Origin of the sequence: Ramlibacter sp. AN1133 (genome assembly GCF_037890035.1) — a bacterium.
Classification (GTDB): Bacteria; Pseudomonadota; Gammaproteobacteria; order Burkholderiales; family Burkholderiaceae_C; genus Ramlibacter.
This window is the reverse complement of record NZ_JBBKTQ010000011.1, coordinates 60,197-75,752: the sequence shown is the minus strand read 5'-3', so window position 1 is coordinate 75,752 and position 15,556 is coordinate 60,197. Positions and strand designations below refer to the sequence as shown.

The following is a 15,556-nucleotide window of genomic DNA, read 5'->3' as shown; positions in this document are numbered from 1 at the left end:
GAGTGTTCCCGATCCGGGCGCGCCGCAAGGAGCCCATTGGGCGACTGAAGATGCGCCCGGATCCGCGCTGCCGTCCACGCCGCCTGCTCGGAGCTCGTGCCGCCTGCCCGGCGGCGCGTCCTTCACCAACACCAACAAGCGCCTCATCCTGCAGGGCGCCGATTTGTGCACCAGGCCCGGCGAGGGCGTCTACGCATCGTCGCTGAGCACCTGGGGGCCCGCGAAGCCCCGGGCACCTCGCCCCTGCCCACCCCTGGCGGTCTGTTCCCGCGTTGAGCCTGCGCGAGGTCGTTTACGGCAGGACCGCCCCTGCTCCCTCATGCGGATGAACGTCATTGCCAAACCTGGCGAGTGCTCCCAGAATGCGACCGTTCTCAGTGCGCAGCGTGCGCCACGGGTGACGCCGGTTGGTTCGTCACGGCGGCCTCCTGGCATGGTGCGCGGTCGCTCGCCTCGGCTTGCGCCGGTGGGATGAGGGCCTGATTCGAATGAGCGAGTTCCGGGCACCCTCACCAGGAAAAGAGCCCACCACAGTTTCGCCGGCCCCAGCGGCCGTTCAGTTGCCGGCTCGGGCGCCTCGCTCCATTCCAGGGGGTCGACCGACTCGAACCTATGACGGGCGGGAGGCATGGGACTCTCCGGGCTGCTCAGCGAAGTAGATGCATTGGTCCGAGGCCAGGTACCTGCCGCGGTCCTCGCTAGGCCCGTGCGCGCTCTCGGCCCGCAGGCCTGGCCGGGGCGAGGGCGCGGCATTCGCGACTTCGACGACTACCTCGATGCCTTGCGCAAGGTGGAAGGGCGCATCGCCGGGCGCAAGGAACTGGCGCACCGGCTGCGTATCGTCTCGCGTCCCTTCCAGTGGGATTTCATGTTCATCGACGTCGCGGCCGAGTGGGCGGTCGCGCCCAGGTGGTACTGGGACGAGGCCGATGCGAATTCGGTGGAGCCGAGCGTGTGCTGGGAAACGGCCGCAACGACCGGGCATATCGACCTGCCCCGCGACGCCGGCCCTGCGGTGCGCGTCTCGGTGTGGCCGCTGTGGCTGGTCCTTGGCGGCCCGCAAATCGTCCCGCCCAATCCGCTGCTCGAGCCGGGCGTCGACCAGCCGGCGGTGTGGCCCAAGGAGATCGAGCAGGTCACCGTCTTGGGATTGGTGGCACGCGCCTGGATCGCGTGGAACCGGGTTCGCCGGGTCGCGCGCGGAGGCCGGCCGGTGGCCGAGTGGGCGGCGCAGGAAACCGCTGCCTTCGACCCCTTGCCCCTGCGCAAAGCGGTGGCGAGCGCCGCGCCGCGCGAGGATCTGGACGGCTGCATCGACGCCTTGGTGATCGCCCGCAGCGAGCGCGGCGAGCCCGCGAGCGCGCTGCTGCAGGCCTACTACGGACCGGTCGGCCTCGACGGTCGCTGGAACGACCGTAACCGGATCAGCGCGTTCTTCGAAACTGCACCGCCCGCAACTGCCTTCCACGGCCTGTCGCTGTCCTCCGCCACGCTGCCTCAGGAGCTGAAACGACGCCTGGGTCCCTTGCTGCGCTGGATGGTGCGGCTGTGCGGGCAGTTCGAGTCGTGGTGGAACGAACGCGAGATCAACACACCCTGGGGCCTGGCGGCGCTCGAGCTGTTGACCGACGAGCTGACAGCGGTGCTTGCCGGGCAATCGAGCGCCATCTTCGGCGAGTGGCCCGGCGCCGGGTTCGGCGTGCGCGGATTCGACGCCGCACACCGGGCGCAGCCGCTGTACGGCAACTGGGACCTCCAATTCGGCGACGACGATGCCGGCCCACGGTTCGCCGGAAAAGCGCGGCCTGGCGACGTCGGCGGCCATGTCGCCGCCCTGGTGGGCGACCTGCGCTCCCTGGGCTTCACCGCGCCTGCAGCGGGCACCACCCAATTCGACGCCCGCGTGGCGATGGCCGTGCGCGAGTTCCAGGTCGAAAGCGCGCAGGCGCGCTGGTCCCTCGATAGCGGCGGCGTGCTGCATGCGCAGCAGCAGCTTGCGCCGCGGCGCTATTTCGGCCGTGTGCACGGCATCGTCGATGGCGAAACCCGCCGCATGCTGCAGCTGTGGCTCAATTTGCCGGCCCTCGAGCAGGGCGCGCCGCCCCTCGGGCCGCTCGGTACCCAGGCCCGCAACGGCCTGCAGGTGGTCGCCTGCGCGGTGACCCAGCCCAACGTGCCCGTGGCTGCCGCAGTGGTGTCCGCCGACATCTGGGGTGCGATGGGCAACCCGGTGGCTGGCGTCGACGACTTCGATTACATGACCCAGGGCCGCCGGCACTGGGCCATCGACCGGCTGATGCGGTGGGGCGATGCGGTGGCCGCGGATGCGCCGACACTGGCCGATTTTGGCGAGCCGGTCCCACCTGCGGGGATCGATGCCACCCCGCTCGGCCGCTTTCACCAGAAGGGGGCTGAAGACTTCGACATCGGCGGCCCGTCGATGCGCGACAGCGATCACTGGCAATCCACCCGGCTGACCTGGGCCCGCTTCCAGGACCCTCCCTCTGCGGACATGCCGGCGCGCCAGACGGACTGGCGGGTGCTGTACGGCATGACCTATCCCGAGACCTTCGGCCACGAAGATGTCCTCAACGGCTGGGACCAGGCGCTGCTGTCGATCGGCTGGTGCCACTGGACGCTGGCGCTCGCCGGCGGCGCCGGCGAGATGGGGGCCATGCTTTCCTGGTACCGCCATCGCGACCCGGCGGGCTTCCACCGCGACCTGGGTCGTTTCGGCCTGCATGCGCCACCCTGGGGTCAGGCAGGCCCGGTGCTGCGCGTCGGCGCAGGGAAGTACGTGGCCCGAATTCCGATGTGGGGCGCGGGCGATCCGGCGCAGAGGCTCGCGAGGGTTCAGCCGCAGGTGCCCGATGCGGCGCAGCGCCATCTGGAACACACCTGGATGCGATCGTGGCGCATGTTCTACCGCTTTCACCAGGCGCTTCGGCTTTCGCCTGGCATGCGCCGGGCCAACCGCGAGTTTTCCCTCAGGCGCCTGGGCGAACTGATGGGTTCGCCCTGGGGCGGTGGCGGTGGCTTCGACGCCCCTGCAACCATTGGCCACCTCGTTTGCAGCGAACGCGCCGCGGTCGCCCTGATGCGGTGGCACATCAACCGTCCCAACGACGTCGTCCACGCGGACGGCGGCCCGGGGGGCCGGCTCAACGCCGCGGTGGCATCGGCCTGCGCCGCCTACCGCGCCGCGGCCGGATTGGCCGCCGGGGCGCCGATCCCCCTGGCATCGCTCGCGGACCCCGCCTTGGGCGCGGCCATCGCCTTCCAGGGGGCCGCGATCGATGGGCTGCTGGCCGATACCGGCCCAGGTGAGGCCCGGGAGACGGTGGCGGCGCTGTCTGCCGTCGGCCACGCTCCCCCCGGCGAGCCCCCGTTCAGCGGCCAGCCTGGTTCCTACACCGCAGTCGCACGCGCCCCCTGGGCTTGACGGCTTCGACCGCCCTGCGATGAGCGACCCCACCCCGTTCGAACAGAAGCTTGCGGTCGCCGCCATCGAACTGATAGCGCCGCTGCGTGCGGCCTCCGAGTCCGCCGAGGCCTTGCTGGCTTACACGCAGTCGCTCGGCTGGCAGGTCGCGGCGATCGATGGCTTGGTCGACGCCTTGCCGCCGCTGGCACGCACCGTCGCGGCAGTCCAGGCGCTGTCGGCGCGCTCGCAGCAGCAACCGGTCGATGTCCTCGGGACATTGGCCGACCTCGCCAAGTTGGGCATCGAGATCGCCCAGGCGGCCACGGCGCTGGCCCAGGTGCGTTTTCCGGCATCGGCGCCAGCCGAAGCGGCTGCTCTGGCTGGTGAACTGGCACAGGACGTGATGGCCTCGCTCGCATCGACATGGCTGCGTCGGCACTGGCCGGTGCCGCGGCTGCTGCTGCTCGCGCTCGGGGTGCTCGAACGACGCACCCTGCCAGCACTGACGCTCGCCAGCACGCAGCTGCGCGCGCCGCGGGTGCGTGAACAGCTGGACTTCGAGCAGCTCGGCCGCTGGGTCACCGATCCGGCGGCGGCCCTGCGTGCGCTCGGCGAGCGCTACAGCACCGGCGGGGCAGGGGCGCGGATGGCCGAGGAGGCCTGGAACGGGTTCGGGCCGATGCTGCCCGAGGCGCTGCAAGTGGCAGGACTGGCGTCGATCTGGTTGCCCGCCGACGCGGTGCGCGGCGTTCCCGGGAGCCTGTGGATCTTCACCGCACCCGCGCAGCTCGGTGACATCGGTGCTACTGCCGCCGCCCCGGCGCCATCGGACGAGGCCGGCAGCCTGAACGCCTGGGGCGTGCTCGCGTTGGAGGCTGTGGGCCCCGGGGTGGAAGTGCACGTGATACCGGGTGGGCGCTGGTACCTGGATCGGCAGGGCGAGCGCTGGCGCGCCGGACTGCAGGCGTCGGCGACCGCGGCCATCACTTTTGCCGGTGCGGGCGTGCGCACCAGTGGTACGGCGTCGGCCTCCGCCACCCTGGCCACCCGCAGCACGCCGGCACTGCGCCTCGGGCCGGCCGAAGGGCCGGGCCTGGCGATCGGCGGCATCGCGCTCGGCGTCGCGAGCACCATGCAGGATGCGCAGGGGTGGACGCTTGAATTGTCGCTCGACGTCACCGGCATCGCGGTGCAGGTGGGCGCCGGCGGATCCGACGGTTTCCTCGCCAAGGTGCTCGCGAGCCTCTCCGTGCCGCCCTTCGACCTCGGGGTCCGGTGGGGTCCCGCGGACGGGCTGCGCCTGAGCGTCGGTGCGCGGGCCTCGCGGGTCGTGCTGGTCAAAGGCCTGTCGCTCGGGCCGCTGGACGTTCGCGAGCTCGCGCTGACCGGCGATGCCGGCCCCGCTGGCCTGCTGCTCACGCTGGACAGCATCCTGCGGCTCACGCTCGGCCCGCTCGTCTGCACCGTCACCGGACTGGGGCTGCGCCTGGGGCTGGACGGCACACCGGGGGCGGCCGGCTTCGCCAGCCTGCGCGCCGGGGTCAAGCCGCCGTCCGGAGTTGCCATCAAGGTCGACTCCGGTCCCGTGAAGGGGGGCGGCTTCATCGCCTTCGAGCCCGACATCGGCCGGTACTCGGGTGCGCTGCAGCTTTCGGTCAAGGCGATCGATATCGCAGCCATCGCGCTGGTCAACACCCGCCTGCCCGACAACCCGGGCGGCTACAGCTTCCTCGTGATCCTGGCGGCGCAGTTCCCGTCGATCCCGCTCGGCTTCGGGTTCGCGCTGCAGGGAGTCGGCGGCATCGTCGGTATTCACCGGCGCATGGACACCGAGGCGCTCAAGCGGCGCGTGTCGGAAGGGGTGCTGGGATCCATCCTGTTCCCGCGCGATCCGATCGGCCGCATCGACACCGTGCTGGCCGACCTGCAGTCGATCTTCCCGATCCAGGAAGGCCGCTTCGTGTTCGGGCCGATGGTGAAACTGAGCTGGGGCCCAAGTGCACTGCTGCGCCTGGAACTGGCGGTGGTGCTGGACATTCCCTCGCCGCTGCGACTGGCGATCCTCGGGCGCATGCGACTCGTGCTGCCCACCGAGAAGGAGGCCGTCGCCGACATCCGCCTGGAAGTGGTGGGCGTGCTCGACTTCGACCGCCAGGAGGCGACCATCACCGCGGCGCTGGTCGATTCGCGGCTGGCCGGCTTCACCCTCACGGGCGACATGGCGATGGTGCTCGGCTGGGGCGCGACGAAGGCCTTCAGTCTGTCGATGGGCGGGTTCTTCCCCGGCTACCCGGCGCCCGAACGCATGCCCGCGAACATGAGGCGGCTGGCGCTCGCGCTCAGTTCGGGCGACAACCCCCGGCTGCGCTTCGAGACCTACTTCGCGGTCACCTCGAACTCGGTGCAGTTCGGCGCTGGCGTGGAGCTTTACGCCGGTACCGAGACGGCCCTCGGCACGTTCGCGGTCCAGGGCCGCGCGGCGTTCGACGCCTTGATCGAGTTCGAGCCGTTTCGCCTGCTGTGCCAGTTGCTGGCCGAATTGATCGTGTCGCGCAACGGCGTGCCGCTCCTGATGGCGCGGCTGCAGGCACGGCTTTCGGGACCGCGGCCCTGGAACGTCGTCGGAGCCGCCGAATTCGAGCTGGTGGTCAAGGTGCGCGTGCCGTTCGACGTCACCGTAGGCACCGCCGAGCCGCCCGCCATCGAGGAGGTCGATCTGCGCGAGCTGATGGTGCGCGAACTCGCGCGCCGGGAGTCGTGGGCCGGGGTGCCCGCGGCCGGCACGGGTTCGATCGCGGTGCTGAAGGACGCTGCGCCGGGCGACGGCCTGGTGCTGCATCCTTTGGGCAGCGTCGCCCTGGTTCAACGCCTGCTGCCATTCGACAAGACGATCCTGCGCTACGGCGGCGCGCGTCCTGCCGGCGGGCCGGTGTCGCTTCGGCTGGCAGCTCTGGACACGGGGGTCGGCACCAGCGCGACGCCCGAGCCGGTGCTGGCCGACTTTGCGCCCGGTCAGTTCGAGGACCTGACCGAGGACGAGAAGCTCTCGCGTCCCGCGTTCGAAGCGATGCCGGCGGGCGGCCGCGCGGCGCTGCCGGGGTATTGCTGTGCCGACCGCGCGCTGTCCATCTTCATGAACTACGCCGAGACCGTCATCGACCTTGGCGCGCTGCAAGTGGATCCCGCCTTCGTGCCCGCCATGCCGCCGCTTGCACGGCCGAACAGCGGACTCCAGGCTGGCGCGGGCGTGCGCATCAGCGCCGAGCGCTTCGTGGTGGCGGACGGGGACACGCTCGGCCTCGTCGGCGCAGGCCGTGGCACCAGCGCGGCACAGGCGCACGACGAGCGGCGGCGCCTGGACGCCACCGGCCGCACCGGTAGCGTCGTCACCCTTGACTGCGAGACGGCGGCATGACGACGCCCCATCTGGTGGCCTACGTGCGCGAGGGGCTCGCCGCTTCGGTGAGCCAGACTCCCGGGGCGGGGGCGCTGCTGCGTGCGCCGGTCGCCGCCCGGGCTCGCGTCGAAGGCGTGGGCGCGCCGATCGTGGCCGACGCCCCCGGGCTGGTGCTGGCCGGTCCCGGCGACGTGACGGCACTGCACGAAGCGCAGATCCGGGGGCGTTTCCCGGCGCCGGGCGCGAGCGGTGTCGCTCCGGAGAGCTTTGCCTGGGTCGAGTTCGAACGCGCCGACCTGCCGTGGCTGTTCACGCCGTTCGCACCCGCAGGCAACCGCCTTCAGCCCTGGCTGGTGCTGCTGGTGCTGCGCGAGGACGAAGCGGTGCTGCGGCGGGTCGATGCCGCCTGGCGGGTGCTGGTGCAGGATCCGGCGGCCTTGCCCGATCTGGCGCAGGCGTTTGCCTGGGCGCACGCGCAGTTCGCCCGGGCCGCAGCCGACACCGCGGCGCCCTCGCGCGCCGAGTCCTTCGGCGCCGCGGCGCAGGCATGGTCCCGCATCCTGTGCCCCCGCCGGCTCGGCCCCGCGCAACGCTACCTTGCCTGCCTGGTGCCATCGTTTCGCGCGTCGGTCACGGCAGCTTTCGGCACGACGCCTGGCAACGCCGGGGTCGAGCTCGGCCCGGCATGGCCGGCAGCGGGCGGCACAGTGTCGACGCCCATCGAGCTGCCCGTCTATGCGCAGTGGACGTTCGAGACCGGTCCGGGGGGAAGCTTCGAAGACCTGGTGCGCGGGTTCAAGCGGCCGGCCGGCGCGCTCGCCGTGGGCCGACGCGATCTCGATGCCAGCCGTCCGGGCGGCGGACTGGCTGCATCGCCTGCACCCCTGACGCTGGCGCAGGACGGCGCATTGCGGCCCGCCAATCCGATCCCCCTGGTGACCGCGCCCCTGCTATCGGCGGCGATCGCCGCCCGTTTGGACCTGCCGGGCCGGCTCGGTCCTCCAACGTACGGCACCTGGCATGCCGCGGCCACGACCACCGCGCCATTGGCGCCGGCCTGGCTTGGCGCCCTGAATCGCGACCCCGTCCGCCGTGTCGCCGCTGCGCTCGGTACCCAGGTCGTGCAGCGGCACCAGGAAGAGTTCATGGCCGCCTGCTGGGAGCAGGCAGGCGAGGTGGTTCAGGCCAACCGGCAACTGCGTCTGGGCGAGATGGCGCAGGCCGCAGCGTCCAGCCTGCGCACGCGCCGCCTGTGGCCACTGCTCGCCGGGTCCGCGGGGAGCTGGGCGCTGGTCGCGTATGCGGCCCCGGCGCTCGCGCGCATGCGTTTCGGCCCGGCGCTGAGCTTCCAGGGCGCGATGCAGCAAAGCTGCCTGCCGCCGCTGGCGGTGTCGGGCTCGGCGCGCAAGCTGCTGCGCCCGGGTGGACCGCTGCAGCGCCGCCTGGCGCGCCGCATCGACCCCGACGCCCGTGTACCGGTCGCACCGGAGTCCATGCTCGAGGCCCTTGCCAACAACTTGCTGCCTGACACCGCACCGGCGCCGGCGGGGGCGCGGCTGGTGCCGGTGCGCCTCCTGGCAGGCCAGGGCCGGCTGCCGTTCGAAGTGAATCCGCCGCCAGTCATCGGCCCGGTCATCGGCCCGGTCATCGGCCCGATCACCGGCCCGATCACCGGCCCGATTGGTGGCCTGCCGACGCGAACGCCGCATCCGCTGCACGCCATCGTGCGCGAATACGCCGCTCTGGCGACCCGGACGCAGCCCGCGGCGTGCACCCCGTTGCCGAGCGGCCGCACCGGCACTTTCGCGCAGGACCTGTGGGCGGCACTTGATCCCGCGCAGACGGTACCGCGGCGGGTGCGTGCGCGCCTCGCCGTCCCGGCCGCACCGGCCGCTTGCTTCGACGGGCTGCGGCCGATCCTGGTGGCGCCCCGCCTGCCCGCGGCGATGGCCGGCTATCTGCTCGAGCTGTCGCGCGAGTGGCTGGTGCCCGGACTCGGCGGCATGCCGTCCGAATCACTCGCGTTGCTGCAGCCGAACGCCGAATTCATCGAGTCGTATCTGGTCGGCCTCAATCACGAGATGGCGCGCGAACTGCTCTGGCGCGGCTTTCCGACCGACCAGCGAGGCACCGTGTTCGACAGCTTCTGGCGCGAAGACGACCGCGTGGTGCCCCGCGTCCACACCTGGCTCGGTACCCTGGGCTCGCACATGGTGCCGGGCCAGGCGGCATTGACGGTGCTGGTGATGCGCGGCGAGCTGGTGCGGCGCTTCCCCCGGGCGACCGTCTACCTGCACGCCCGCGACGCTGCGACCGGCGCGCCCAAGGTCGGCGCCCTGAGCGCCGCGGACCGGGCGCTTCCCGCCTTCGACACGCTGCTCGAACCCGACACGCGGCTGATCGGATTCGCCACGCCGATCACCAGCGTGAGGGACCGCTTCCTGACCTTCCAGGAAGAGCCGCAGACCCTGCGCTTCGGTCGCCCGGGACTGTCCGACAATGCCTGGGCGGTGCCCGCCGCGGGCGCCGATGCCGCCCAATTCGCCGCCGCCTGCGTGCTGCCGCCGCAACGGCTCTACGTCGCGGCTTCCACGCTGCTGTGAAACGCGCGACACGATGCTGACCCCCGAACGCCAACGTGCCCGCGACGCGCTCGCTAAGTTCCGTTCCGGTCTGCGTGACGCCGACGCCAGGCTGCAGGTCTTGCGCGGCGAGGCGATGCAGCGCCCGGGCGATGCCGGCCTGCTGAGCGACCTGCAGGCCTGGCAGCAGAAACGCCAGCAGCTGCTCGACCAGTGCGACAAGGCGCGCACGGTGGTGCTCGATCGCGGCGACGGGGTCGATGTGGTCGACCGCCGGCTGCCGCTGGCGCTGCTGCCGGTGCGGCTGGAGACGCGCTACCGCGGTGACACCTTGCTGGTGCGCATCTACCCGGACACGATCCACCTGGACGGACACGAGCCGGCCCTCACCTCGGCCGAGCTTGCGGCCCGGGCGCGATACCGCAAAGCGCTGGCCCGCGTGGAGCCCGATGCGCGCGCGGCGTGGGCCGAACTGGTGGCCGCTGTCGGCGCACGGCGCGCGATACACGTCGCGGAAGTCGCCGACGGCAACGCGCTCGGCCCGCGCGCCGGCGGATGGTCCTCGCCCGGGCGGGCGCGCGCGCTGCCGGACCGCTTCATCGCCTGCGCCTGGCTGCACCAGCCGCCGCCGCTGCGGCCGTCGCCGCCCGACGTGGTGCGGCCCGCAGACCGACTGGTGCGCGATCCGCTGCTGGTGACGCCGGATCCGTTCGACACCGATGCCGCCGCCGGCCCGCTCGGCGCGCAGGCGGCATGGCTGACCGACTTCGCCGCCGCGCGGGAGGCCGGCATGGGGATCGAGGTGCCGCTCGGTGCGCCGGACGCGGTGGTGCATCGGCTGGTGGTGGTCGGCGTCGATGCCGGACGCGACGCGGCGGCCGGTGCGGCCGCGTTCGCGGCGCTGCTGCGCGCACACGAGTGCAGCGACGGCCTCGACGTCTGCGCGCCTGGCGTGCCGACCAACGCGCTGCCGGGTGAGCGCACCCCTTACCAGGCCGAGCCGCCCGCCGAGCTTCTGCACGAGGCGATCTACGCCGGGGCCCGCACTGGCCAGAGGGCGACGCCCAACTTCGAGCGCATCCGCGCCGGTCAGCCCGAGGACTGCGCCAGCTTCCGGCTCTGCGCGGCGTTGGGCCTGCCGGCCGAAGTGCTTGGCTACACGCCCAGCGGTGCGGTACAGCGCGACGCCATGGGCGTGGCGGCGCTGCGTCGGCTGCTGGTGATGCTGATCGAGCCAGGGCTGACGGAAGCGCTCGGCGGCGCGGTGCCCGCGCAGGAACTGCGCGCCGTGCTCGACGAATTCGCCGACGACGTGCGCGCCGAGGACCTGCCGGCGCTCAGGGTCGGCGACCAGCCCTATGGCCTGCTGCCCGTGGGTCAGGCCGGCACCGGCGCGTCTGCGGGGTTCGCCGTCGCACTGGACGTGCTGCGCGACCAGGTGTACGCGCCGGCCCTTGGGCAGGTGCCGCGCGTCGGCAGCGCGCAGGCCGGCAACGGATTGCAGGTGTTGCTGGACATCCTGCGCAGCGATGCGCGGCCGCGCCAGATCGGGCTACGCCTGTCGGTCGGGCTGGCGCTGGCGCTGGCGGCAAACCCGCAGCTGACCATCGATCCCGACTCGATCGCGCGGCGCGACGCGGCGGCGGCGCTGCTCGCCGCCATGGGCCACGGCGCGGCGGGGCAGGCTCCGCTGCTGGACCGGCTGCACCTGCAGCCGGCCGCGCTGGCCACGCTGGCGCCGGTCCTCGACGATGCTCCGGGCGCGCCCACGCCGGCCACCACCCTTGCATGGCTGGAACGCGAGATGGGCATCGACGACATCCTGCAGGACCGCTACCGCGACATGGCCGGCGGTGGCGCACTGCCGCTGCCCCGCACCCTGCTGTTTCAGCTGGCGCGTCAAGCGGTGCTCTCGGCCGCGCATGCCGACGCGATGGCGCTGATCGCGGGCGAGAGCGACGCGGCGATGGCCACCGCGCGGCAGACGGCGATCAACCACCCAGAGTACTTCGAGCCCGGCGGCTACACCAACGATACGTGGTGGGATCTGGCGCGCGGCTACATGATCGCCACGCGCCAAGGCGTGGTGGACGCGCAAGGGCGCGTGGCCTACGTCGTCGACCCCGCCCTGGCGCCGCGTTCTTTCGAGGTCCAGGTCGTGCTCGCACGCCTGCGCGACACTTCGCCGAGCGAACTGGAACAGGCGCTGGGCGCAGGGCTCGGCCTGCTTGGCCACCGCCTCGACGGGTGGTTTGCGCGCCGTGCCGCCCAGCGCCTGGCCGAGGTGCGTGGCGACCCGGCCGCCGGGACCTGGATGCCGGGCTTGCAGGCTGCTGCCGGGCTTTCCCTGGGAGCCTGGGGACTGGTCGAGCGGATCGACCGGCGCAGCGGCAATGCATCTGGCAGCCATGCGTTGGCGCCCAGCCTGGCGCAGGCCGCCACCGCGGGCGTGCTGATGTCGGCTGATTTCGCCGACTGGGCGGCGCGCCGCGGATCGAGTTTCGCGGTGGACCTGTCCTCGCGCCGTGTGCGCCAGGCACGCCAGCTGTTGCAGGGCGTGGCCGAAGGCCAGCCGCTGGGCGCTTTGCTCGGTTATGCGATCGAGCGCGCCCTGGTCGAACGTGGCGGTGCCGCACCCCAAATGATCGCGCCGCTGCGCAGCCTGGCGCCCATCGAGGCCAACCGGCTGACCCCCGGCAGCGGGGCCGCGGAGGCGGTCTCGGCCAACGCGGTGGTCGACGGCCTGGCGCTGCTGCGGCTGGCGACGGCCCCTGACTCGGCCGTGCCCGACATCGGCCTGCTGCCGTCGTCTGTGCAAGTCACTGATGCACAAGTGCTCCAGGCGGCACTGGGCGAGGCGGCCGACGCGGTCGACGCCCTGTCGGACGTCCTGCTGGCCGAATCGGTCCACCAGCTCGTGCGCGGTCAAAGCGCTCGCTCGGCCGCTGCCGCCAACAGCATGAGCGGGCAGCCGGTATTGCCCGACGACCTCGAGGTTCTGCGCACGCAGTTGCGCGGCGATGCGGTTGGACACCGCGTGAGCTGGATGTTCGACACCGCCGCGGCAGACGCGGCCTGGTACGCAACGCCACGTGCGCTGGCCGATGCCGCGGCCGATGCGTGGGCTTCGTCGCTGCTGCCGTCTCCGCGCAGCGTGTGGGTGGTGGTGACCGACGCGACCACCTCGTGGACCGCGTCCCTGGCCGAATTGCTGAAGACGGCCAAGCGGCGCCGGCGGGCCGACCTGGCGCTGGCCGCCATCGACGTGCTGCTGCTGGCCGACACCATGCAGGCCACGGCGTCGGCGCTGCTCGAACAGCGTCTGTTCGCGCTGGGCGAGTTCCACCACCGTGACAAGGGGACGATCAGCTTGTCCACGCCGTCGAATGCACTTCGACTGAGCCTGCAGCGTCCCGCCGGCTGGACCTCCGTTCGCATCGGCGTGGCTGAACTGCGCGCGCTGGCCTCGCGCCTGCGCGCTGTGCTGCTCGGAGCGCGTGCGCTGACGCCGGCCGACTTGCCAGTGGACGCAGTGCTGGACTTGCAGGACGGTGAGGCGCGCCTGGACCTCGCGCGCCAGGCTGCGCGATCGCTGGTTGCCGCGCTCGCCCATGACCCGCCGGAGCAAAGCGTCATCGATCGCGCGCGCCACTGGACCGACGCATCGGCCGCGCCGGACACGCCCGATACCCCGGCGTCCAGGCAGGAGCAGGCGCGTCGACTGAAATCGCAGCTGGAGGAGCGCCTGGCCGCATCATCGTCCGCGACGGGATGGCCCGAGCGCATGAAGGCCTTGCTCGGCGTGACGCAGCCGGCGCTGCCGCTGCTGCGCGTGGATGCCGCTGCACTCGCGGCGGTCTGGGCCGCACCGCTGGGCACCAGCGGTGACGACCTGCGTGCGTTCGTGCAGCGCGCGGCCGCGGTGCGGTCGAAGATGATGCTGTTCGACGACGCGCTACAGGCGCGGGACCTCGTCACCCGCACCGTCGCGTCGCCGTACCGGATGAAGGTCGCACAGACGCCCGTCGCCGCGGGTGAATCCTGGGTTGGCCTGCCCGGACGCGTGTTGCCAGGCCGCACGGGTCATGTGGCAGCGTGCGGTTCCGGCACCCTCGTGCGCGATGGCAATGCGGTGAGCGGGCTCTTCATCGACGACTGGACCGAGTTCGTACCGGCGCCCGACATCGACGCAGCGCTGGCGTTCCGCACCGATGCGCCGTCGAGCGCCGCGCCGAACGTGATCCTGCTGTGCAACCCGCCGCCGCGTGAAGAGTGGCGGCTGGAGGATCTGCTGCTGGCGGTGCAGGAAGCGCTTCACCTGGCGCAGATGCGCGTGATCGATCCCGACCTGCTCGGTGCCGCCGGCCAGCTGCTGCCCGCGCTGGTGCTGCGCGACCGCCTGCTTCCGGGCAGCCTGCTCGGGCGCCTGGCCACGGGCACGCCCTGACGCGGGACCGACCAAGGAGCGATGCCCATGCGTGATGTGTTCGTTCGCCTCGAGCCCCGCACCCGATCCGCCGACATCGAGCCCGGGCTGGCGGCGCGCGTGTGGGACGCGGCGTGGCTGCTTGGCCGGCAATGGGTGCTCGGCGAACTCGACGGGGAGGACGGCGGCACGCCCGTACACGCCGACGTGCAGGTGACGAGCCATGCGCTCGAGACCGTCGAGCGCGGCGGTGCGGTGCAGCGCTACGATCCACAGGCCATGCCCTTGCAGGCCGTCATCGAGGCCGCGCCATCGCGTCCGGGGGGCTGGACGCTGCGGCGCAAGCTCGATACCGGGCTGCTGCTGGCGCAGCGGCTGCGCGCCGCCGGCCACTCGAGCCAACTGTCTGGGGTGCTGCGCGCCCACCACCTCGATGGAGCCGCGGCGCCTGGCGAGCCGACGGCGGCAGCGCTGCACGCCCTGGCGCTCCACCGGGTGCCCGATGGCGAGAAGGTTTACCGCGCGGTGCGCGAACGCGGCTACGGCGCGCGCTGGGCGTCCGCGGCGGGCGCCGCCTTGAGGGCCTGGGCGGACGAAGTGGATCGCCGTCATGCACCCGCGGCGGCGAGCGCTCCATCGGCGTGGCAGCCGCAGCGGCTGGAGTACCGCTTCGCGGTGGGGGCCGCCGGGCTGCCCGAGCCACTGCAAGCGGTCGAACATCACGGTACTGACCTCGACTGGCACGGCTTCGACCTCGGCAATCCCTCGGGCGCCGGCGGCCTGACCGGGGGCAGGACCACGCAGCATGCTGCGGTGCCGACGCCGATCCGTTTCGCCGGCATGCCGGAGCCGCGTTACTGGACCTTCGAGCAAGCGCAAGTGGACCTCGGCGCGGTGGAGGCGTCGGCCACCGATTTGGCGCGCATGGCCGTGCTGCAGTTCGCCTTCGACTACGGCAACGATGCATTCCTGGTACCGCTGCGGCTCGCGGTGGGGGCGGTCCATCGGGTGGAGCGCGTGATGGTGAGCGACACCTTCGGCCTCGCTCCGACCCTGCTGCCGGGGGCCGTGCGGGCGCCGAGTCCGGCCGGCGCGGCGCCGCGCCAGGGCTGGTCGTTCCTGGCTCCGCTCGCCGCGGATGGCCGGCCGAGCGACCTGCTGTTCGTGCCACCGGTGGCCGCGCATGTGCTGCGGGGGCCCGACCTGCAGGACGTGCGGCTGATGCGTGACGAGATGGCCAACCTTGTGTGGGCCATCGAACATGCGGTCGAGGGCGAGACCGGAGCGCCCCTGGACCGCGCCCAGGCACTGGACCGGCAGGTTCCGCAATCCTTCACGCCCCCTGTCGTGGGCGATCTGCGTTACGTGCTGCAGACGCGCGTGCCTTCCAACTGGTTCGCGCTGGAACTGGCGGCCGGCCTGCCGCGCATCCTTCGGCTCGCGATGGTCGCTCCGTCGTCGGAACAGCCCGCCGGCGGCCTGCTGCGCGGCGTGCAACGCACGGGCGTGCACGATGAAGAGGTCTCGCGTGCCGGCGTACGCCTGCGTGAGGCCGAGGTTCTTGCCCGCTGGTTCGGTGGCACCAGTTTGAACTGGAGACGTGTGGAACGCGCCGTGGGCCGCGGTGAAGGATCGAGCGGGCTGCAGTTCGACCTGGCAACCACGCAGCCTCCCTTGCCGTGAGATGCGGTCCACGCCGGGGGTGGCGGTTTGACTTGAACCTACGG

The 15,556-nt window shown here is 72.3% G+C and carries 5 protein-coding genes; all 5 read left to right on the top strand.

The features are described 5' to 3' along the window. Positions 1–706: 706 nt before the first annotated feature. From WG923_RS16870 to WG923_RS16850, 5 genes are read left to right on the top strand one after another with little or no spacing between them, the layout of a single operon-like run. The gene (locus WG923_RS16870) at positions 707–3,442 is read left to right on the top strand and encodes a hypothetical protein (RefSeq protein ID WP_340352140.1); all 2,736 of its coding nucleotides are present in this window, start codon (positions 707–709) and stop codon (positions 3,440–3,442) included. Between the two features lie 19 nt (positions 3,443–3,461). After that, a complete protein-coding gene (locus WG923_RS16865; protein WP_340352139.1) occupies positions 3,462–6,839 on the top strand; it encodes a DUF6603 domain-containing protein in 3,378 nt (1,125 codons plus the stop codon). Next, positions 6,836–9,424, top strand: coding sequence for a hypothetical protein (locus WG923_RS16860; RefSeq protein WP_340352138.1), 2,589 nt, complete (start codon positions 6,836–6,838; stop codon positions 9,422–9,424). The genes WG923_RS16865 and WG923_RS16860 overlap by 4 nt, the downstream gene beginning before the upstream one ends. 13 nt (positions 9,425–9,437) lie before the next feature. Beyond that, complete coding sequence (locus WG923_RS16855; protein WP_340352137.1) at positions 9,438–13,850, top strand: hypothetical protein; 4,413 nt, start codon at positions 9,438–9,440, stop codon at positions 13,848–13,850. 27 nt (positions 13,851–13,877) lie between these two features. Beyond that, positions 13,878–15,512, top strand: coding sequence for a hypothetical protein (locus WG923_RS16850; protein ID WP_340352136.1), 1,635 nt, complete (start codon positions 13,878–13,880; stop codon positions 15,510–15,512). Positions 15,513–15,556 lie beyond the last annotated feature (44 nt).